The 19,193-nt window shown below is 60.7% G+C and carries 19 protein-coding genes; 14 read left to right on the top strand and 5 right to left on the bottom strand.

Going from position 1 to position 19,193, the window contains the following annotated elements:
- Positions 1–4 precede the first annotated feature (4 nt).
- Positions 5–898: an AraC family transcriptional regulator gene (locus tag LCM4573_RS07310; RefSeq protein WP_198539692.1), complete on the top strand. Its 894-nt coding sequence runs from the start codon at positions 5–7 to the stop codon at positions 896–898.
- A 48-nt stretch (positions 899–946) separates the two neighbouring features.
- Here LCM4573_RS07310 and LCM4573_RS07315 read toward each other — a convergent pair whose 3' ends face one another.
- Positions 947–3,070, bottom strand: coding sequence for a TonB-dependent siderophore receptor (locus LCM4573_RS07315; RefSeq protein WP_071005614.1), 2,124 nt, complete (start codon positions 3,068–3,070; stop codon positions 947–949).
- Between the two features lie 330 nt (positions 3,071–3,400).
- On the opposite strand from LCM4573_RS07315, the gene LCM4573_RS07320 reads away from it, so the two are divergent.
- The 9 genes from LCM4573_RS07320 to LCM4573_RS07360 all read left to right on the top strand — a co-directional run bounded on the left by LCM4573_RS07320 (position 3,401) and on the right by LCM4573_RS07360 (position 12,842).
- Positions 3,401–4,399, top strand: a complete 999-nt coding sequence (locus LCM4573_RS07320) for an iron-siderophore ABC transporter substrate-binding protein (protein WP_083347374.1) — start codon at positions 3,401–3,403, stop codon at positions 4,397–4,399.
- On the top strand, positions 4,396–5,436 hold the full coding sequence (locus tag LCM4573_RS07325) for an iron ABC transporter permease (RefSeq protein ID WP_071005615.1): 1,041 nt from the start codon (positions 4,396–4,398) through the stop codon (positions 5,434–5,436). The genes LCM4573_RS07320 and LCM4573_RS07325 overlap by 4 nt, the downstream gene beginning before the upstream one ends.
- Positions 5,436–6,473 carry an iron chelate uptake ABC transporter family permease subunit gene (locus LCM4573_RS07330; RefSeq protein ID WP_071005616.1) on the top strand — a complete coding sequence of 346 codons (1,038 nt, stop codon included), beginning with the start codon at positions 5,436–5,438 and terminating at the stop codon, positions 6,471–6,473. The genes LCM4573_RS07325 and LCM4573_RS07330 overlap by 1 nt, the downstream gene beginning before the upstream one ends.
- Positions 6,470–7,273, top strand: a complete 804-nt coding sequence (locus LCM4573_RS07335; RefSeq protein ID WP_071005617.1) for an ABC transporter ATP-binding protein — start codon at positions 6,470–6,472, stop codon at positions 7,271–7,273. Before LCM4573_RS07330 ends, LCM4573_RS07335 begins: the two co-directional genes overlap by 4 nt.
- 71 nt (positions 7,274–7,344) lie before the next feature.
- Positions 7,345–8,730, top strand: a complete 1,386-nt coding sequence (locus tag LCM4573_RS07340; protein ID WP_071005618.1) for a cache domain-containing protein — start codon at positions 7,345–7,347, stop codon at positions 8,728–8,730.
- Positions 8,727–9,374, top strand: coding sequence for a response regulator transcription factor (locus LCM4573_RS07345; RefSeq protein ID WP_071005619.1), 648 nt, complete (start codon positions 8,727–8,729; stop codon positions 9,372–9,374). The genes LCM4573_RS07340 and LCM4573_RS07345 overlap by 4 nt, the downstream gene beginning before the upstream one ends.
- A gap of 122 nt (positions 9,375–9,496) precedes the next feature.
- Positions 9,497–10,045: a TRAP transporter small permease subunit gene (locus tag LCM4573_RS07350; protein WP_071005620.1), complete on the top strand. Its 549-nt coding sequence runs from the start codon at positions 9,497–9,499 to the stop codon at positions 10,043–10,045.
- Positions 10,046–10,058: 13 nt separating this feature from the next.
- A complete protein-coding gene (locus LCM4573_RS07355) occupies positions 10,059–11,639 on the top strand; it encodes a TRAP transporter large permease subunit (protein ID WP_071005621.1) in 1,581 nt (526 codons plus the stop codon).
- Between the two features lie 87 nt (positions 11,640–11,726).
- A complete protein-coding gene (locus LCM4573_RS07360) occupies positions 11,727–12,842 on the top strand; it encodes a TRAP transporter substrate-binding protein (RefSeq protein ID WP_071005622.1) in 1,116 nt (371 codons plus the stop codon).
- 69 nt (positions 12,843–12,911) lie between these two features.
- Here LCM4573_RS07360 and LCM4573_RS07365 read toward each other — a convergent pair whose 3' ends face one another.
- Positions 12,912–13,436 carry a DUF4142 domain-containing protein gene (locus tag LCM4573_RS07365; RefSeq protein ID WP_071005623.1) on the bottom strand — a complete coding sequence of 175 codons (525 nt, stop codon included), beginning with the start codon at positions 13,434–13,436 and terminating at the stop codon, positions 12,912–12,914.
- Positions 13,437–13,546: 110 nt separating this feature from the next.
- On the opposite strand from LCM4573_RS07365, the gene LCM4573_RS28040 reads away from it, so the two are divergent.
- Complete coding sequence (locus LCM4573_RS28040) at positions 13,547–13,726, top strand: hypothetical protein (protein WP_157895491.1); 180 nt, start codon at positions 13,547–13,549, stop codon at positions 13,724–13,726.
- A 63-nt stretch (positions 13,727–13,789) separates the two neighbouring features.
- Here the strand turns inward: LCM4573_RS28040 and LCM4573_RS07370 are convergent, their stop codons facing one another.
- On the bottom strand, positions 13,790–15,175 hold the full coding sequence (locus tag LCM4573_RS07370; RefSeq protein WP_083347342.1) for a S8 family serine peptidase: 1,386 nt from the start codon (positions 15,173–15,175) through the stop codon (positions 13,790–13,792).
- Between the two features lie 113 nt (positions 15,176–15,288).
- Here LCM4573_RS07370 and LCM4573_RS07375 point away from each other — a divergent pair, with 113 nt between their 5' ends.
- The 3 genes from LCM4573_RS07375 (at position 15,289) to LCM4573_RS07385 (ending at position 17,368) form a co-directional block, all read left to right on the top strand.
- Positions 15,289–15,831: an RNA polymerase sigma factor gene (locus LCM4573_RS07375; RefSeq protein WP_071005624.1), complete on the top strand. Its 543-nt coding sequence runs from the start codon at positions 15,289–15,291 to the stop codon at positions 15,829–15,831.
- A complete protein-coding gene (locus LCM4573_RS07380; RefSeq protein WP_071005625.1) occupies positions 15,828–16,577 on the top strand; it encodes a hypothetical protein in 750 nt (249 codons plus the stop codon). Before LCM4573_RS07375 ends, LCM4573_RS07380 begins: the two co-directional genes overlap by 4 nt.
- A gap of 74 nt (positions 16,578–16,651) precedes the next feature.
- The gene (locus LCM4573_RS07385; protein ID WP_071005626.1) at positions 16,652–17,368 is read left to right on the top strand and encodes a DUF6065 family protein; all 717 of its coding nucleotides are present in this window, start codon (positions 16,652–16,654) and stop codon (positions 17,366–17,368) included.
- A 302-nt stretch (positions 17,369–17,670) separates the two neighbouring features.
- Here LCM4573_RS07385 and LCM4573_RS27670 read toward each other — a convergent pair whose 3' ends face one another.
- Together LCM4573_RS27670 and pcaF are read right to left on the bottom strand one after the other, a co-directional pair.
- Positions 17,671–17,892 carry a hypothetical protein gene (locus LCM4573_RS27670; RefSeq protein ID WP_198539693.1) on the bottom strand — a complete coding sequence of 74 codons (222 nt, stop codon included), beginning with the start codon at positions 17,890–17,892 and terminating at the stop codon, positions 17,671–17,673.
- A 92-nt stretch (positions 17,893–17,984) separates the two neighbouring features.
- On the bottom strand, positions 17,985–19,190 hold the full coding sequence (pcaF, locus tag LCM4573_RS07395; protein ID WP_071005627.1) for a 3-oxoadipyl-CoA thiolase: 1,206 nt from the start codon (positions 19,188–19,190) through the stop codon (positions 17,985–17,987).
- Between the last annotated feature and the right edge of the window lie 3 nt (positions 19,191–19,193).

The raw sequence follows: 19,193 nt of genomic DNA on the forward strand, positions 1-19,193 counted from the left end.
GGCCGTGAACTACCGGCACTCCATGACCTGCTATACCGAAGGCATTCGGCCGGTCGCGCCGGTCCAATGGCGCGGTCTGGACGGCATGATGAGCGTTTTCTGGGATGCGGAAGGCCAGTCCGGGGCAAGGGCCTACTATCTGTCACCCGATCCGCGGATCGTGATCTTCTTCAACGACGTGTCGCCCCATATCAGGATGTCCAACCGAGAGGGAGGTTTCGGTCAGCATGACCGGCCGATGACCCGCGCGCTCTACGTGCCCGCCGGGGTCCCCCTATGGACGAATTTCACATCCACGCATCGCTTCTCGCATCTCGACCTGCATTTGCACAAGGACCGGCTCTTGAGGTTCCTGTCACCTTCTGTGGGAACTTCAGCCGCGCTCGCAGCCTTGCGCCGCCCAGTAGAAATTCAGGATGTTCGTGTCATCGAGACGCTTGCGAGCCTGGTGGTCGATGAAGTCTCGAACCCATCCAAACATCCGGTATTTGCCGAAAGCCTTGTGGGCAGCATCGTTGCCGGGCTTCTCGATATCCCCGAACATGGCGCGGAGCCGACAAACGGCAGGCTGACACAGGCGCAGATGAAGAAACTCATCTCGCGCGTCAACGACCGCCCCGATTGCCGCCTCACCGTCGCCGAAATGGCCGGGACCGTCGGCTTGTCGGAAAGCTGGTTTGCCAATGTCTTCAAGCAGACGACAGGCAAGACGCCGCTGCAATGGCAGCTCGGAAGACGCATCGAGCTTGCCCAAAAGCTGCTGTCGGAAAGCGATCTTACCGTGGCGGACATCGCGGCCCAGCTTGGATTTTCCGATCAGGCCCACCTGACGAAGGCCTTCCGGCAGATCGCGGGGGAAACACCGGCTGCCTGGCGGCGCCTGCAGCAGCATCGCTGATAATTAAGAATTGTCCCGCCCGCAAATGCTGCGGGCAGGACAATTGTCTCACCAAGTCTGGCGCAGCGTCGCGTAGATCGCGCGTCCGGGATTATAATAAATCCCGCCGCTATCCTGGCTGGCGACGTGCTTCTCGTCGAACAGATTGCTGAAGTTCAACTGAAACGTCGTGTTCTCCTGGATCTTGTAGGTGAAGGCAGCATCGAAAACGACGGCGCTGTCCGAAGATGTCGTATTGCCGATGTTCATGTAATAGGAATCCGTGTAGCGAGCCCCGATCCCGAACGTCATGTCTCCACGCATGCCGTTTCCTGGTAGCGTGTAGGTGCCCCATACCGAAGCCGTATGCTTGGGAACGCGCATGAGACGGTTCCCATCGTTCGCTCCGCCCGGCTCCTCTATCTTGGAATCGATGTAGCTATAGGCCGCGATCAGGCTGATATTATCCGTTACTTCGGCTTTGGCTTCGAGCTCGATGCCGCGATGCCGAACCTTTTCGACCGATGTCGGCAGATACGAGACACTGTCGTAGACGGTAATGTTCCCCTTCGTCAGGTCGTAGACGGAGGCGGTGAACAAGGCAGGAAAGGCATCCGGCCGATACTTGATGCCCGCCTCATACTGCTTGCCGGTCGTGGGATCGCTCCCGATACCGGGAGGTGCCGCGGACTCGGCATAGCTTGCATAGGCCGCCAGTTCCTCGGTGATTTTGTAGCTCAGGCCGAACCGCTTGGTGAACTCGCTGTGATCATCGGCCTCAGTGGCGCCTGAGAACAGGTCCGTTTCACTCAGATCAAGCCAGTCGTTGCGCAGGCCGACGCTTGCGGTCAGCCTGTCGGAGAAGGTCAGTTCCTGCTGCAGATAGATTGCCTTGGTCTTTTGGTCGTTTCGCGTTCCGGAATTGGGCGCCGTCGAGATAGGGCCACCCGAATAGGTCGGGTTCTCCCAATTGATGGGAGGAGCGCCAGGAATGTAAAGGCCGTAATTTTCCGAATTGAAATTGTTGTATTCGATACCGGCAAGTGTGCGGCTATCGACATTGTCGATACTCGTCTCATAAACCAGGTTCGCATCGATGATGAACTGTTCGGTCGACTTGTCGCTGCCAAAGTAATAGCGGTCTGCCAGGTTCGAACCATCGGTCCGCGTGGTGGAAAGATAGGCGCCACCGAACGCATCGCGCGACCTGCTATAGCGGGCGTTGGAACCGAAGCTCCATCCGTTGCCGAAATCATGATCGAACATGAGGCTATACGAGTTGCGGTTCGTGGTTCTGAAATAGTAGTCCGGCTCTCCGAAGAAGCGGTCTCTGTCAAAATTAGTACCGAGCGGGTGCCCACCGCTACCCGGAACGCCATCCTTGTTCAGATGGTCGAAAACGAATGAAAGGCTGGTCATATCGGTGGGACGCCATGTCAGCCCCCCCATGATGAACTTCTCGTCGTCCCGCGAATAGTCGTATTCGGCATCCGCTCCCTGGAGCTTGCCGGTCAGGCGATAGGAAAGGGTGTCGTCCGCTGTGATATTGTCTCCGAAATCCAGACCGACTTCCTTGTGATTGAACGAGCCGCCGGTGACGTAGGCTTCGCCGAAGCGCTCGCTCTTGGGCAGCTTCGTCACATAATTGACCGAGCCGCCGGGTTCCGACGCTCCGAAGCCCGCGGAACTGGTGCCCTTCAGCACCTCGATGCGCTCATAGGCATAAGGCTCTTCCCGAACTCCACCGAACGTCCTGCCGATGGCCAAGCCGTCGCGATATGTATAGGGGGTAAAGCCGCGGATATCGAAATAGTCATAACGATCATCCGAACCGTAAAAGTCGGTCACCACGCCGGCGGTATATTGCACGACCTGTTCGATGCTGGTGGCGCCGCGCTCCTCGATTTCCTTGGAAGTGATGACGGAGACGGATGCAGGCGTTTCAAGAATGTCCGTGGGCAACTTGCCGGCGCCTGTGCTGCGCGTCGCGACAATCGAATTCGCATCGTCGTCGCGCGCAGCACCTTGAACGGTGATCGTCTCGAGGACCGTGCCGGCACCCGTATCTTCGACCTCCTGAGCCAGCAAGGAAATCGGCGTGAGGGCGACGAGCGCCGTGCAGCCGAGAAGTACCGCTCTGCGATAGCGTGCGAGGGTCTGCCCGTTCTTGCCGCCTGCTTTTTTGATGTCCATAGATTAAATTCCAAAATTAATGTTGCTGTCGCAGGCAGTCGGCAATGATGAGCCCGGCATTGCCGAAGGGCTTGCCGGGAGCACCATCGCACGCATCTGCGGGCCCGGTACGACCGAGTTTCCCCGGACTGCCGGCCCCGTCAGCTGGATTTCATGCCCCTCGCCTCTTCCACTAACTTGAGACGATTTGTCCAGTATTGTAAATTTCCCTGTTTTTGTACGAATCTACGGAAACTTCGCCGCGCTTTCGGTGGTGCGCGGGCATCGGAGTTGACGTTGCTCGATAAACCTGAAACGGAAAGTCCACTTCAAACCATGGAGGGCTTGCCGATGTTGCGGTTCTTTCGTTCTTCCGTGCCATTGGCCGCGATATGCCTCATGATTGCAGGCTTCGGCTGGGCATGGGCAGATGAAACCACCTCGTACCCGATCACCATCAAGCATGCGCTCGGTACAACGACCATCACCAAGAAGCCTCAGCGGATAGCGACCGTAGCCTGGGCGAACCATGAAGTGCCGCTGGCGCTCGGTATCGTTCCCGTGGGCTTTGCCTCGGCCAATTTCGGCGATGACGATGGCGACGGGCTGCTGCCATGGGTGGCGAAAAGGCTTACAGAACTCGGGGCCGAAAAGCCGGTGCTTTTCGATGAAGGCGACGGGATCGATTTCGAGGCGGTCGCCGCAACCCGGCCCGATGTGATCCTGGCCGCTTATTCCGGATTGAGCCAATCGGATTACGACACGCTGAGCCAGATTGCTCCGGTCGTTGCCTATCCTTCATCCGCCTGGGGGATTGACTGGCGCGAGATGATCCGCTTCAACAGCGCCGGGCTGGGCATGGCGGCCGAGGGCGACGCGTTGATCAAGCGGATCGAGGGTGAAATCGCCGAAGTCGTCGGACGGCATTCCGAGCTTAAGGGCAAGTCGGCGATGTTCATCACCCATCTGGACACCACCAACCTCAGCACCGTCAATTTCTACACGACCAACGACACACGAGTGAAATTCTTTCAGGATCTGGGACTTGGCTCTCCACAAAGCGTGGTCGAGGCATCGAAGCCGGGACAATATTCGGGCGGGATCAGCGCCGAACGGATCGATGCCTTCGACGATGTGGATATCGTCGTGACCTATGGAGGCAAGGATTTGCGGGCCGCATTGGCCGCCGATCCCCTGATGTCTCGAATGCCTGCCGTCAAGCATGACGCAGTGGTCATGCTCGGCCGTGATCCGCTGGGTACGGCGGCCAATCCGACACCGCTGTCGATCCCGTGGGTTCTGAACGACTACGTGGACCTGCTGGCCAAAGCCTCCGCAAGAAGCGAATGACGGCGCGCACCATAACTTCGGCGGGGGCGGCTCCTTCCTACCGGGCAAGCGGACTGAGACTGCTGTGGCTGCTTGCGGTGGTCGCGGGCCTCGGCCTCCTGCTCGCCCTTTCGGTCGCAGTCGGCACACGCTCCGTGGGATGGGTCGACATCATGGCCGCGCTCAGCGGCAAGGTCGACAGTATCGATCAGGCGGCGGTGGCCGCGCGCATTCCCCGGACCCTGCTTGCGGGACTGGCCGGCGCGGCGCTCGGGCTCGCGGGAGCGATCATGCAGGGAGTGACCCGAAATCCGCTCGCCGATCCCSGGATTTTGGGCGTCAATCTCGGCGCTTCGCTTGCGGTCGTGGTCGGGGTCGCGTGGTTCAATATCGCCTCGGTCAGCGCCTATATCTGGACGGCTGTACTGGGAGCCGGTGTCTCGGCGATCTTCGTCTATACCATCGGTTCGCTCGGCCGCGGCGGGGCGACACCGCTGAAGCTGGCGCTGGCTGGGGTGGCAACGTCTGTCGCCTTCTCGTCACTTGTCCTCGCTGTCGTTTTGCCGCGCGCTGATATCGCAGGCGGCATCCGTTCCTGGCAGATCGGCGGCGTAGGCGGGGCGACCTTCAACGCCGTCTCGCATGTATTGCCCTTCCTTGCGGTGGGTTTCCTGCTTGCGCTGATGTCGGCGCGAAAACTGAATACGCTTGCCCTGGGTGACGAACTGGCAGCGGGATTGGGCGAGCGCGTCGAACTGGCCCGCGCAATGGCGGCGCTCAGTGCGATCCTGCTATGCGGCGCGACCACCGCCGTTTGCGGGCCAATCGGCTTCGTCGGGTTGATCGTACCGCATCTCTGCCGCCTCCTCGTCGGGGTCGATCATCGCTGGCTATTGCCTTTCTCGGCATTGGCAGGCGCTTGCCTGCTGCTGGCCTCCGATGTCGTCGGCCGCATCATCTCCCGTCCGAACGAGCTTGAAGTCGGCATCGTCACCGCCTTTGTCGGCGCGCCGTTCTTCATCTGGATCGTCAGACGCCAGCGGGTTCGTGATCTTTGATGACGCAGCCTTTACCCGTCGATATCGTCATTCGTGGCCGCCGCAGCCGCGCGCGCCGGCGCCGTCTGGTGATTGCCCTTCTATTGATCTTGCTCGCCGCGATCTTCGCGCTAACCCTCATGCTCGGGCAAAACTATACGGCGCCTGGCGACGTCATGCGTGTACTGCTGGGCGAGGACGTGCCGGGCGCCACCTTCACCGTCGGTCAATTACGCCTGCCCCGCGCGATACTGTCACTGCTCGCCGGGCTCAGTTTTGGGCTTGGGGGAGCGGCATTCCAGATCATGCTGCGCAACCCGCTCGCCAGCCCGGACATCATCGGTATCAATCTCGGCGCCAGCGCGGCCGCCGTCTTTGCCATCGTTGTGCTGTCGTTGAACGGTCCCGCGGTATCCGTCTTCGCCGTGATCGCGGGACTTGGCGTAGCGCTGCTGATTTATGCACTGTCCTTCCGCAATGGTGTCGCCGGCACCCGGCTGATCCTCGTGGGGATCGGGGTGGCTGCCATGTTGGAAAGCTTCATCGCCTACACCCTTTCTCAGGCGCCCGCATGGAACCTGCAAGAGGCGATGCGCTGGCTGACCGGCAGCGTCAACGGCGCGCGGCTCGATCAGGCTGTCTCGGTGCTGCTGGCGCTCGCAGTCCTTGGCGGGCTACTGCTAAGCCGCGCCCGTGATCTCGACACGCTGAAACTCGGCGATGACACCGCCGCCGCACTGGGCACCAACGTCGCCCTTACCCGTATCGTCGTGATGGTCACCGCGGTCGGTATGATAGCGGTCGCGACGGCCGTGACGGGTCCGATCTCCTTCGTGGCTTTCCTGTCCGGATCGATCGCCGCCCGCATCATCGGCGGGAACGGATCGCTGCTGATCCCTTCAGCCCTGATCGGAGCCCTGCTGGTGCTGCTCGGAGACTATGTCGGTCAGTTCCTGCTACCTGGCCGCTACCCAGTGGGCGTCGTCACCGGCGCATTGGGAGCGCCTTACCTGATCTATCTCATCATTCGCGTCAACCGAAGCGGAGGTTCCGTATGACCGCCCGTACTCTGACCGCCAGCCAGCTTTCGGCAGGATATGGCGACACGGTCATCCTGGAGCGCCTGGACCTGGAGGTGCCGCCCGGACGGATCACCACCATCGTCGGCGCCAATGCCTGCGGCAAATCCACACTTTTGCGTGCGATGTCGCGGCTCTTGTCGCCACACCAGGGCCAGGTCCTGCTGGACGGCAAGTCGATCCACCGCATGCCGCCGCGGCAGTTGGCGCGCGCGCTGGGGCTGCTGCCCCAGTCTCCCATCGCGCCCGAGGGGATCACTGTCGCCGATCTCGTCAGCCGCGGCCGTCACCCCCATCACGGTGTGCTGTCCCGCTGGACCCGCGGCGATGACGAAGCCGTGGCGGCCGCCCTGGAGGCGACCAAGACCGCGGCATTGGCCGACCGCCCCGTGGATGAATTATCCGGCGGTCAGCGCCAACGTGTCTGGATTGCCATGGCGCTCGCACAGCGGACCGATCTTCTGCTTTTGGACGAACCGACGACATTCCTCGACATCAGTCACCAGATCGAAGTGCTGGATCTGCTGACCGACCTAAACCAGACGCGCGGGACCACGATCGTGATGGTTCTGCATGACCTGAACCTTGCCGCGCGTTACGCCGATTACCTCGTTGCGATGGCAGGGGGACGACTGCATGTTTCCGGTAAGCCGGAAGACGTGCTGACGGAAGAGAACGTACGCCATGTCTTCGGCCTCGAAAGCCGCATCATCGCCGACCCGCTCTCAGGCCGGCCCATCATGCTTCCGATCGGCCGCCACCGGATGACGGCAACGTAAGGGGCCCTTGAGCGCGAGAGTATTTCCTAAGATAAGAAGGGGCAGTCTCCAAGAAACAGAAGGCTCCGCCCGTGCACCTGCGTCATCAGATCGTCGCCCTGGCCATCGTCCCATTGATAATCGCCATTCTGACGATCACGGCCTTTATCACGTGGCAATCCGCGACACTCGTCCAGACGAGCATAGATACGTTCGAGCGGAACATGCTGAAGGCCAAGGAGACCGAACTTCTGAATCTCACGAACCTGGCGCTCTCGGCGATCGCCGAGGTTTATCAGTCGGCGGGGGAAAACGACGATGCGGCGAAACAGGAAGTCCAGCGCATCCTGACCTCCCTTGACTATGGCCAGGACGGCTATTTCTTCGTCTACGACTATAATGGCAACAACGTCGTGCATCCCCGTCAGACGTTCCGGCCCGGACACAATTGGCTCGATCTCGTCGATCCCGACGGCGACAGAGTGATCGCCAACCTCATTGAAAAAGCTGAGGCCGGCGGCGGGCTCCATCAGTATAAGTGGGAAAAGCCCTCAAGCGGCGAGATGGCGGACAAGCTTTCATTCGCCGTGGGCCTCGACAAATGGCGGTGGATGATCGGCACCGGGGTCTATCTCGACGATGTCTTCGCGCAAACGGCAGCGGCGAAGGCCGACCTGCGCGACAATATCCGCAGGACATTCCTGATCGTGATGCTGATCGCCGTTCCCTCGGTTCTGATCGTCTTTGCCACCGGCCTGTGGATCACCCTTCACGAGCGACGGATGGCCGACGGCAAGCTGAAACAGTTGACGCAGCGGATCGTGGACGCCCAGGAAGAGGAACGGATGCGGCTTGCAAGGGAGCTTCACGACGGAATATCCCAGAACCTCATCGGCGTCCGCTACGTGCTCGACCTCGCCAGCAGAAAGGTCAGCGGCAAGGGTGAAGAAGCCGGCATCGCGATCGACCGGGGCATCGAGGCCTTGAACGGAGCGATCAAGGAAGTCCGCAACCTCTCCCATCAGCTCAGACCGCRCATGCTCGATGATCTGGGATTGACCGCCGCCCTCACCGCGCTCGGAGAGCAGTTCACGGAACGGACAGGCATCGAAACGAAGATCGAATCCACATCCAGGGAAGTCTTGAATCCGGAAGCGAACACGGCGCTTTATCGTATCGCCCAGGAGGCGCTGACGAATGTCGAGCGGCACTCTGGCGCGACGAAGGTGGAAATCAGCATATGGAGCACGAAAGGGCGCGTCAGGATGACGATTTCGGACGATGGAATAGGCTTCGACGAGTCTTCCAGACGAAACGGATCGAGATCGGGCGGGCTTGGGCTTAGAAACATGCAGGAGCGCCTCGCCCATTTCGGCGGTGTGCTTCTGGCAAAATCGACGGGTGAAGGCACCATCCTGACCGCTATGCTTCCAAAATCAGCCAATCTCGGCAAAGCCATTTCCCGCGAGGCCGCATGAGCGAGCGCGAAAAGATCAAGGTCCTCCTCATAGACAACCATCCGCTCGTGCTGGAGGGATTGAAGGCGGTGTTGGAGACCTTTGCGCATATCATGGTCGTCGGCACGGCGCATCTCGCCAGACAGGGGCTGGATCTCGCCGCAAGCACGCGCCCCACCGTGGTGCTGATGGATATCAACATGCCGCAACTGAACGGCATCGACGCTATCGAGCTGTTCAAGCGCGAAGTCCCCGATGCGAAGATCCTCATGCTCTCCATGCATGACAGCCGGGAATACATCTCGGCGTCTGTTCTTCAGGGAGCGGCCGGCTATGTTCTCAAGGACGTGCCGAACGAAGAGATCGTCGCCGCAATCGAGACCGTTGCAGGCGGAGGCACCTATTTCTCCTCCGGCGTCCCGGAGGCCCTGCTCCAGCGACGGGAGCCCGAAGATGCGGCGGTCCTTCCCCTTACCTCGCGCGAGCGGGAAATCCTGATCCTGCTCGCGGCGGGGCAAAGCAACAGGGAGATCGCGACGGTCTTGGCGATTTCAGCGCTTACGGTCGAAACGCACCGGAAGAGCATCAAGAAAAAACTGGGTATTCCGACGACGGCCGGACTGACCCGCTTCGCGCTGGAGCGCGGCCTGATCGCCGAGGCGTAATGGCATACCCAGAAGTGGGTAGCTGCATTTCTTTTGCCTTTGCAGCCATATTGTGAGGCAAGTCTGTAGGACGTAGGTCCAATCCGACGGTCGCTCCAAGCGGCCATCGGGGAGGACATTTCATGACAGGGCTGCTATCGCTCTCGCGCGCGATCGACGCGATCAATACGTTTTTTGGCAAGGCCGTATCCTGGCTGCTGCTGCTGGCCATTATCATCAGCGCGGTAAACGCCACCACCCGCAAGCTTTTCAATCTCAGCTCCAATGCCTGGCTGGAAGCCCAGTGGTATCTCTTCTCAGCCGCCTTCCTGGTTGCCGCGGCCTATACGCTCCTTTCCAGCGAGCATGTGAGAGTGGACCTGGTGTACGGCAATCTGCCACGCAAGGCGCAGCTTTGGGTCGAAATCCTCGGCACGATCTTTTTCCTCTTCCCGTTCTGCCTGATCACTATCTACCTGTCCTGGCCGACGGTGGCGGAAAAGTTCATGACCGGTGAGGTTTCGAACAATACCGGGGGCCTTATCCTCTGGCCGGTATGGGCCATGATCCCGCTAGGCTTCGCTCTTCTCACCCTGCAGGGCGTCTCCGAACTCATCAAGCGCATCGCTATCCTGCGCGGCGATCTGCCCGACACGGTGGCGCTGGCCGATGCCGAAGCCAAGGCCCTTTGAGGGAATTCCATAGATGTTTGCATTCTTCGCGGAAAATCTCGCCCCGATCATGTTTCTGTCGCTGATCGTGGTGCTGCTCATCGGCTATCCGGTCGCCTTCGCCCTTGCCTTCGTAGGTTTTGTCTTCGGCTTCATCGGCATCGAAATGGGCCTGCTCCCTGCCAATCTGTTCGGCGCGATCCCGGACCGGATATTCGGGCAGATGTCAAACGAGACTCTGCTGGCTATTCCCTTCTTCACTTTCATGGGCTTGATCCTGGAGAGAAGCGGGATGGCCGAGGATCTGCTCGACACGATCGGACAGCTTTTCGGGCCCGTTCGGGGTGGCCTCGCCTTCGCCGTCATCTTCGTCGGCGCCATTCTTGCCGCCACTACGGGCGTGGTCGCCGCCTCCGTCATTTCCATGGGCTTGATCTCACTGCCCATCATGCTCCGCTACGGCTACGATCGGAAGGTCGCCTCCGGGACTATCGCCGCTTCCGGAACGCTCGCTCAGATTATCCCGCCGAGCCTCGTCCTGATCATCCTGGCCGACCAACTCGGCCGCTCGGTTGGCGACATGTACAAGGGCGCACTCGTTCCCGGTCTTCTGCTGGTCGCGGCCTATGCCGGCTACATCATCCTGATGTCCTTGATTCAGCCGCAGAGCGTCCCGGCACTTCCGCCGGAAGCCAGAACACTCAAAGGCTGGAAGCTTTTTCAGCGCGTCATCATTTCCCTGGTGCCGCCGCTGGTGCTGATCTTCCTGGTGCTCGGCACTATCTTCATCGGCCTTGCGACCCCGACGGAAGGCGGCGCGATGGGAGCCGTGGGCGCTCTGGTGCTTGCGGCAATGAACCGGCGGCTGGATCTCTCGATGATCAAGTCCGCCCTTTACGCGACGGTGAAGCTCTCCTCCTTCGTGATCTTCATCCTGCTCGGTGCCCGCGTCTTCTCGCTCACCTTCTACGGCGTGAACGGCCATATCTGGGTCGAGCACCTGATGACGTCCATTCCCGGTGGAGAAGTCGGCTTCCTGATCGTCGCCAACCTGCTCGTCTTCTTCCTTGCCTTCTTCCTGGATTATTTCGAGCTGGCCTTCATCATCATCCCGCTCCTGGCTCCCGTCGCGGACAGCCTCGGCATCGACCTCATCTGGTTCGGCGTGATGCTGGCGATCAACATGCAGACCTCGTTCATGCACCCGCCATTCGGCTTCTCCCTGTTCTACCTGCGCTCCGTCGCGCCGAACCGCGCCTACAAGGACAGGGTAACCGGCCAGACCATTCAGCCGGTCACCTCGGGGCAGATCTATATGGGCGCCCTCCCCTATCTGGCCATACAGCTCGTCATGGTGGCGGTGGTGATCACCTTCCCGCAGTTGGTGACGCACTACAAGTCCGGCCAAACCGTCGTCGATCCGGCCACGATCGAGCTCAATGTGCCGATGCCGGGAGAAGACGGAGGCAATCCGTTCGGCACGCCGGCTCCGCCCTTCGGCGCCGAACCCTCGGAAGGCGAGGTCCCACCGCCGACATTCGGCTCGCCCACTCCGGATTTTGGTTCTCCCACCCCGAGCTTCGGAGCCCCCCAGTCGGGCGGAACCAGTCCCTGATCGTCAAATCCACGCCCGGCATTCCGGGCGTGCCGTTATCCGGTCAAGGCACTTGACCGTGATCCAACCCAAATGAGGAGGACAGACATGACCGATACACTAAGCCGTCGCGGCTTCCTGACGAAGGGAGCCATCGCCGGCGCGGCCACCGCAGCGGGCGCCTCGCTTGCCGCCCCGGCCATCGCCCAGGAGCTTCCGACGCTCCGTTGGCGTCTGACGTCCGGCTTTCCCAACAACCTCGACACAATCTACGGCGGCGCCGTCGTCATGGCCGAGGCGCTATCCAAGATCACCGAGGGCAAGTTCCAGATCCAGGTCTTCCAGGCCGGCGAACTGGTTCCCGGCGCCCAGGCGATCGACGCGGTGAAGGCCAATACCGTCGAGCTTGCCCATACCTGCGGCTACTATTTCACCGGAAAGGATCCGACGTTCGCGATCGGCTCCACCATCCCCTTCGGCCTCAACGGCCGCCAGCAGAATGCCTGGCTCTATCATGGGGGCGGCAACGAGGCCTATAACGAGTTTCTGGCGGACTATGGCGTCGTCGGCATTCCGGGTGGCGCCACGGGCGCTCAGATGGGCGGCTGGTTCCGCAAGGAGATCAAGAGCACGGCCGACCTCCAGGGCGTCAAGATGCGCATCGCCGGTGTCGCCGGCGAGGTGATGTCGCGCCTCGGCGTCGTCCCGCAACAGCTTCCGGGCGGCGACATCTATCCGGCGCTGGAGCGCGGCACGATCGATGCGGCCGAATGGATCGGACCTTATGACGACGAGAAGCTCGGCTTCTATCAGATCGCCCCGAACTACTACTATCCGGCCTATTGGGAAGGCGGTCTGACGATCCACTTCTTCATCAACAAGGCCCAGTACGAAGGCTTGCCGGAAGCTTACAAGGCGGCTCTCGACACAGCCTGCAAGGCGGCCAATGTCAACATGCAGGCCCTCTACGACGTCAAGAACACGACGGCGATCCGCTCGCTCGTCGGCAAGGGCGTGAAGCTGCGCCCCCTGCCCCGCGACGTGATGGATGCCGCCTACAAGGCCGCATTCGAACTCTACGGCGAATATGCCGAGAAGCACCCGGCATGGGCGAAGATCTACCCCGGCTGGAAGAAGTTCCGCGATGAATCCTTCGAGTGGTTCCGCGTCGCGGAATATAGCTACGACAGCTACATGTATGCAGCCCAGGCCGCAAAGAAATGAGTTCTTAATGACCGGGGCGAAAGCCCCGGTCATGCCCCGGCTTCGTTCACCGGATATCTCTCCAGCGCACTATTCGTTGAGCTTCTTCGCCATTTGAAGATGATGTTCCAGTGCCGAGACCTTGCCGGCGGCCCAGGACCTGAGCTCCGCGTTTTCACCTTCTTCACCGTAGCGCTTGAACAAGTCCACGGCTTCCTCATGGGCCTCAACCTGGTCCGACCGATATTGCTGGGTGAATTCGTCACCCTGCAGGCTGTTCAACTTGTCGAGCAATTCCTGATGAGCCGGCGTCATGGCCGTGGGCAGGGCCGCCTTCACCTTTCCACCGTCAACGAGTTGCTTGAGCTCGGCCGTCGTCTTCTGATGATCCTCGATCATCTGCTGCGCGAAGGTTTTTGTCGCCGCATCGCTGCGTTCGGCCGCGAGCTTGCTTGATTCAATCTCGAACATATCGCTCGATGCCGCCTCCTTCACGAAATCCTCGGTCTTGGGAGCAACCCCCATCAGCGTGTTGACGCCGGATTTTTCCGCTGCGGATTGCGCAAGGGCCGATGCGGCCGCCAGCATGGCGGCCATGAAAACGATCTTTCTCATCTAGTTCTCCTTCCAATGGAACTGAAAGACGAACAGGGATCCAGCAATGTTGTTCCAGCCGATCGCGACAGCAACGGCGGGGCTATATGACTCTTATTCTGGGATGTTGCATGTATGCACTCGACTCTCCGCAGGCCGCATGTATCGATTGGCGGACAGTGCGTGCGAGGGGACGAGCCGTGTTTTTCGAGTGGGACGCTTACCTTATCAAGATGCTCATGGCCTGGGTGGCCGCAATCATGGTTGCGGGTTTTCCGGTATGGCTGCTCGTCAACGCCGTCACGATTTAGACGCGTCTCATCCCACTTCCGAGACATAATCATCGATCTGCGGCCAGTAGAGACGCGCTTTCGCTATCTAGCGCACAGCGTAGCTGCACTCAGAAGTCCCCATCCATAGATCACATCCTTGCCCGGCGTTCCCATATCCGCGGCAGTTCGCATCAGTTCCGTCTCGATCTCCCGCGGGGTGAGTTCCGGGCGGGTGGCCCGCATGACGGCTGCGGCCGCGGTGACGAACGGGGCGGCAAACGACGTGCCGCTCTTTTGCCGTGCACCGGAAATCGACGCGGCAGTCCAGACACCAACGCCTGGAGCGGCGATATCGATATGCGGCCCGCGTACGGCGCGGCGATAGGGCTTTCTTGCGCGATCCACGGCGGTGACCGCAATCACATCCTCATAGGCTGCGGGATAAACCGGTTTTGCATTGGGGCCATCATTGCCGGCGGCCGCGATCAGGATGGCACCCTGTCCGACCGCGGTGCGGACCGCTTGCTCGAGCAGCAGGTTCGGCGGGCCCGTGAGGCTCAGGTTGATTACGCTTACCCCACGCCCGGCGAGAAGGTCCAGCGCCCGCACGAGGTCGTAGGCGCTGGCGATATCCGCCGTATTGCCGAACCGGTGAAAGGCATCGATGGCAATCAGCTCCGATGATGGAAGCAATCCGGGCGTTCGGCCTTCAGGCGATCCGACGAGAAGTGCGGCGACCGCCGTGCCGTGCTGCTCACCCGATCGCGGCAAGCTCTCTTTGCCGAGGCGGATCACCTCTATGCGGGCACCGTCGAAAGCGGCATGGCCGGCATTGATGGCCGTATCAACGAGACCGATCGGTTGCGGCGTGATGCAAGCACCGTCTTTGCCTGGTTCGACCGGCCAGCCGACCATGTGCCGCACCAGGGCGCAGCCACTCTTGCCACAGGCTGCTGAGCCAGCCTGTTCGGGCTGGTAGTAATGGTTGAAATCCACCGAAGCCGACGGGGCCTGTGCCGCGACCGCCTGACGGGCAGCGTCGAGCGTCATGCCCTGCGGAATCGTCAACCGCACCAACTCGCTTCCGGTAAGCGCAATCTGCTGGCGATCGTCCACCACAAAGCCGGTCTGCACTAGGGTGGCGATCGATGTTTCGTCCAGTCCGAGCGCAGCGATCTCGTTCGGCGCTCTATCGGGGACGATGATCCGGCGGCGGACCGGAGCCGGCCGTGATTCACGCCGAGGCGCGCGCCATAGCGTGCGGCTGTCCCTGCGCCGATCATCGTCATCGTCGCGGTAGTACCCGCCGCCCCGGTCGTCATCATCCCCGTCATCGTCGTCTCCCCCATCGTCATCATCATCCGCATAGGCGGCGGAGATGCCGGCGAGACCGAAGTGTTGTATGCCAGGCAGCGCCAGTTCTCCTGCAAGAACCAGGCAAAGGAGCACAGCCAACCGGCTGGCACGGCTTGCAGGCAAACAGGTCATTTCACTATCTCCGATTGAAACAATGCCGATTTATATGGCGCTACTACGCTCTATGCTACTGCGAGTAGACGGATGACTCGACAGAATATTCCATGCCGTGCCAAAGATTTCCGATGACGAACGATACGCTCAATGTGCCCGAACGGCTGGTCGCCTTTCTGCCGAACCTCCGGCGGTTCGCGATCTCGCTCTGCCATTCGCGCGAGCTTGCCGATGACCTGGTGCAATCCACCTGCGAGCGGGCGATCGCCGCGGCGGATACCTTCGTGGCGGGCACCCGCTTCGACGCATGGCTGTTCAGGATTCTCCGGAATCTGTGGATTGATCATCTGCGGCGCGCCAGGACAGCCGGACCGCAGGAAGATCTCGAAGAGGCTCGAGAGGTCTCCACCCCTTCTGGCGAAGCAGCCTCGGAAGCGCGCATGACGCTTCTGGAAGTTACCGAAGCGCTTCAAAAACTTCCCGAAGAGCAACGGGAAGTCCTGGTCCTCGTATGCGTCGAGGAGTTGAGCTATCGCGACACCGCCGAGGTCCTGTCTATTCCGATCGGCACGGTGATGAGCCGTCTTGCGCGCGCCCGCAAAAATTTGGCCGAGCTGATGGGAATAAGCGGGGAGGAAAAACGTTCGTCGAACATGAAGGGCGATGTGGCATGAAGAAGCACGAATTCGACGACGAAACATTGATGGCTTATGCCGATGGCGAGCTGGACGATGAGACAGCCGCCGGGCTTGAGGCCGCTCTCGAAGCCGATGAAGCCCTCGCCACACGCCTCGCCGTCTTTCTCGACAGCCGGGCCGCGGTCGCTTCTGCGCTGAAACCCCTCATTCATGAGCCAGTGCCCGAAGCGCTTCTAACTTCCGTCAGGCACATGGCTGAAAAGGCCAAGCCGGTTGAAGATGTGCGAGCGAGAAATGTCATCGCGTTCCGCCAGAAGCAAGCAGCACTCAAGCAACCACTTCGCAGTTGGCTCATTCCCGTCGCCGCATCGCTCCTGGCCGTCGTAGCAGGCCTTGGCGGCTTCATGCTCGGGCGGGAGATCGGTGTCACGGGATCGGACGCCGGTGCCGCGCTTACCGCCGCGCTCGATCGGGAAGTCTCGGGAAGCGACGTGACGCTCGGCAGTTCCGGTGAAACACTGCGTGTGGTTGCCAGCTTCCGAGACGAACATGGCGATCTCTGCCGCGAATACGAGCGCAGGCATCACGGCGTAAGTACGGTTTCGATAGCATGCCGCGAGGCCGGCACCTGGGTAACCCGGCTGGCATTGTCGGCTCCGCGTGCCGAGGGCTATACCACGGCCTCCGCCCAGGAAACGATCGACGCCTATCTTGCTTCGATCCACGCAGGCGCGCCGCTTACTCCCGAGGAAGAACGGGAAGCACTTGCCACCTTTCGCTGAAAATTTGCTTGCTTAAGGGAATAATCCGAACTCGCTGCCGTTTCCCTCACCATTGAACGTGTGAGGAGACCGCGATGAAGCTCTCTCTGCTGAGAAAGCCGCAGCCGATGATAACCTTCCTCTGCCGCAAGGAAGACGAAGGCGTGATCCCTGCGCCGGTGCAGGCAAAAACTGCCCTGCCCGCCTGGTTTCGCAAGCTGCCACCCGTCAGCGAAGACCACGTCTCGCCCAATGACAGCGGACTCACAGTAAAACGCTGCATGCCGTTTCTGGACGCCATGGCTGCCGGCTGGGTGATAGGCCTTGCCGCAACGGTGCGGATGGAAATCGCCGATAACGGCAGCACGGTCAGATGCGGTTGGGATTTCGATCGCACCATGGTCAGCAATCACGCGGGCCACCAAGTGGCCGGAAATCCCCGCGAACCACTGCCGCCTTGCAAGTTCCACAACTATTGGACCATCCGCACGCCCCCCGGCTGGAGTTGCCTTTTCGTGCCGCCGCTCAATCGGCCGAACGGCGTATTCGAGATCGTCGCGGGCATCGTCGATACGGATAGCTACCAGTCGGAGATTCATTTTCCCTTCTTCGCCACGGGTGAGGACGGCCTGCATGTGCTGGAACGCGGCACCCCGATCGTGCAGATCATTCCTTTCCGCCGCGAGACGTCGGATTTGCCAGCCGAGATCCGCGCCGAAAACGGGCAGGAAGAGGTGGTCCGAAAGACGATCTTCCGCAAAACGCTCGCTTCAGATGGCTGGTACAGAAAGTTCGCGCGCGCCCAGCGATAACGCGATCAGGAAAAATGCATCTGATACCGTCGCCGGGATACAAAGCCGGCGACGGCGCTTGCGCGTGAGAAAACATCGATAAGCGACTGAAATATTTTGAATATTTTGGAATAAATGCGACTTCACGCCGTTTCTCCTTTGCAACCGTCAACCGGTTGTTTTTGAAGGAGAAACACCATGAAAAAAGTCATCGCAATGTTAAGCGCATTTCTAGCGTTTGGGGTCGTGACTCCCGCACCGGCCAATGCCGATGATCCGCTCACGCGCTTCCTCGACAAATCGTTCCACAGCGGCAAGGCAACCTATGCCTCCTCCCGTCGTAGTCGGGATGATGATGGCCGCAGAGGCTGGTCGAACTCCAGCTCGAACCGGAATTCCAACAGCTCGTCGGATTCATCGAGCAACTCGAATTCCAATTCCAGTTCCAATAGCAACTCCAATTCGTCCAATAACTCGAGCTCCAACAGCAACTCGAACTCTTCGAGCAATTCCAGCTCGAACAGCTCGTCCAACTCATCCAGCAACTCGAGCTCGAATTCCTCCTCCGACGACGATTGATACGTCGAAAAATGTCCGCCGTCCCTTCACGGGGCGGCGGATGGCGGCCGCTCCAAGGTCAGACCCGTTCGAGCGCGATCGAAATGCCTTGACCGACACCGATGCACATGGTGGCGAGTGCGAGCCTGCCGCCGGAAAACTGCAGTTCGAGCGCCGCAGTGCCGGTGATGCGTGCGCCGGACATGCCGAGTGGGTGGCCGAGCGCGATCGCACCGCCATTCTTGTTGACACGAACGTCGTAGTCGGCAATGCCGAGCTCGCGCAGCGTGGCAAGGCCCTGGCTGGCGAAGGCCTCGTTGAGTTCGATCACATCGAACCGCTCCTGCGTAAGCCCGAGGCGCGCCATCAGTTTCTGTGACGCCGGTGCCGGGCCGATCCCCATGATGCGCGGAGGAACGCCTGCCGTTGCGCCGCCAAGGATGCGTGCGATTGGCGTGAGGCCATGTTTTCTTGCGGCGGCTTCCGAGGCGATGATAAGACCTGCGGCGCCGTCATTGACGCCGGAGGCATTGCCTGCCGTCACCGTACCGCCTTCCTTTTTGAAGGGCGTACCGAGCTTTGCAAGGGCCTCGATCGTTGTGGCGCGCGGATGCTCGTCCTTCTCGACGACGATAGGATCGCCCTTGCGCTGCGGGATCGTCACCGGAGCAATTTCCTTCGCCAGGCGACCGTTTGTCTGAGCTTCCGCGGCCTTCGCCTGGCTGCGGACGGCAAAGGCATCCTGGTCTTCGCGGCTCACCTTGAAGTCTTCCGCAACGTTCTCGCCGGTCTCCGGCATCGAATCCACACCGTATTGCTTCTTCATCAGCGGGTTGATGAACCGCCAGCCGATCGTCGTGTCGTAGATCTCCGCATTGCGCGAGAAAGCCGTGTCTGCCTTCGGCATGACGAACGGCGCGCGGCTCATGCTCTCCACGCCGCCGGCGATGATGAACTCGGCTTCGCCCGACTTGATGGCGCGGGCGGCGGTGATCACCGCATCCATGCCCGAGCCGCAAAGGCGGTTGATTGTCGTGCCAGTCACCGAGACGGGTAGGCCCGCCAGCAGCAGCGACATGCGCGCGACATTGCGGTTGTCCTCGCCCGCCTGGTTGGCGCAGCCGAAGATGACGTCCTCAACCGCCTCCCAATCCACCTTGGCGTTACGCTTCATCAGGGCTTTCAGCGGGATGGCGCCAAGATCGTCGGTGCGGACGGAGGAGAGCGATCCGCCGAAGCGGCCGATGGGCGTGCGGATATAGTCGCAGATATAGGCTTCGGTCATGGC

Origin of the sequence: Rhizobium sp. LCM 4573 (genome assembly GCF_001854865.1) — a bacterium.
GTDB lineage: Bacteria > Pseudomonadota > Alphaproteobacteria > Rhizobiales > Rhizobiaceae > Neorhizobium.

Excerpts from the sequence above, each read along its gene's own strand:
- LCM4573_RS07315 (WP_071005614.1), bottom strand. The coding sequence starts at position 3,070 with ATGGACATCAAAAAAGCAGGCGGCAAGAACGGGCAGACCCTCGCACGC.
- LCM4573_RS07320 (WP_083347374.1), top strand. The coding sequence starts at position 3,401 with ATGTTGCGGTTCTTTCGTTCTTCCGTGCCATTGGCCGCGATATGCCTC.
- LCM4573_RS07330 (WP_071005616.1), top strand. The coding sequence starts at position 5,436 with ATGACGCAGCCTTTACCCGTCGATATCGTCATTCGTGGCCGCCGCAGC.
- LCM4573_RS07335 (WP_071005617.1), top strand. The coding sequence starts at position 6,470 with ATGACCGCCCGTACTCTGACCGCCAGCCAGCTTTCGGCAGGATATGGC.
- LCM4573_RS07345 (WP_071005619.1), top strand. The coding sequence starts at position 8,727 with ATGAGCGAGCGCGAAAAGATCAAGGTCCTCCTCATAGACAACCATCCG.
- LCM4573_RS07350 (WP_071005620.1), top strand. The coding sequence starts at position 9,497 with ATGACAGGGCTGCTATCGCTCTCGCGCGCGATCGACGCGATCAATACG.
- LCM4573_RS07355 (WP_071005621.1), top strand. The coding sequence starts at position 10,059 with ATGTTTGCATTCTTCGCGGAAAATCTCGCCCCGATCATGTTTCTGTCG.
- LCM4573_RS07360 (WP_071005622.1), top strand. The coding sequence starts at position 11,727 with ATGACCGATACACTAAGCCGTCGCGGCTTCCTGACGAAGGGAGCCATC.
- LCM4573_RS07365 (WP_071005623.1), bottom strand. The coding sequence starts at position 13,436 with ATGAGAAAGATCGTTTTCATGGCCGCCATGCTGGCGGCCGCATCGGCC.
- LCM4573_RS28040 (WP_157895491.1), top strand. The coding sequence starts at position 13,547 with ATGTATGCACTCGACTCTCCGCAGGCCGCATGTATCGATTGGCGGACA.
- LCM4573_RS07370 (WP_083347342.1), bottom strand. The coding sequence starts at position 15,175 with ATGACCTGTTTGCCTGCAAGCCGTGCCAGCCGGTTGGCTGTGCTCCTT.
- LCM4573_RS07375 (WP_071005624.1), top strand. The coding sequence starts at position 15,289 with ATGACGAACGATACGCTCAATGTGCCCGAACGGCTGGTCGCCTTTCTG.
- LCM4573_RS07380 (WP_071005625.1), top strand. The coding sequence starts at position 15,828 with ATGAAGAAGCACGAATTCGACGACGAAACATTGATGGCTTATGCCGAT.
- LCM4573_RS07385 (WP_071005626.1), top strand. The coding sequence starts at position 16,652 with ATGAAGCTCTCTCTGCTGAGAAAGCCGCAGCCGATGATAACCTTCCTC.
- pcaF (WP_071005627.1), bottom strand. The coding sequence starts at position 19,190 with ATGACCGAAGCCTATATCTGCGACTATATCCGCACGCCCATCGGCCGC.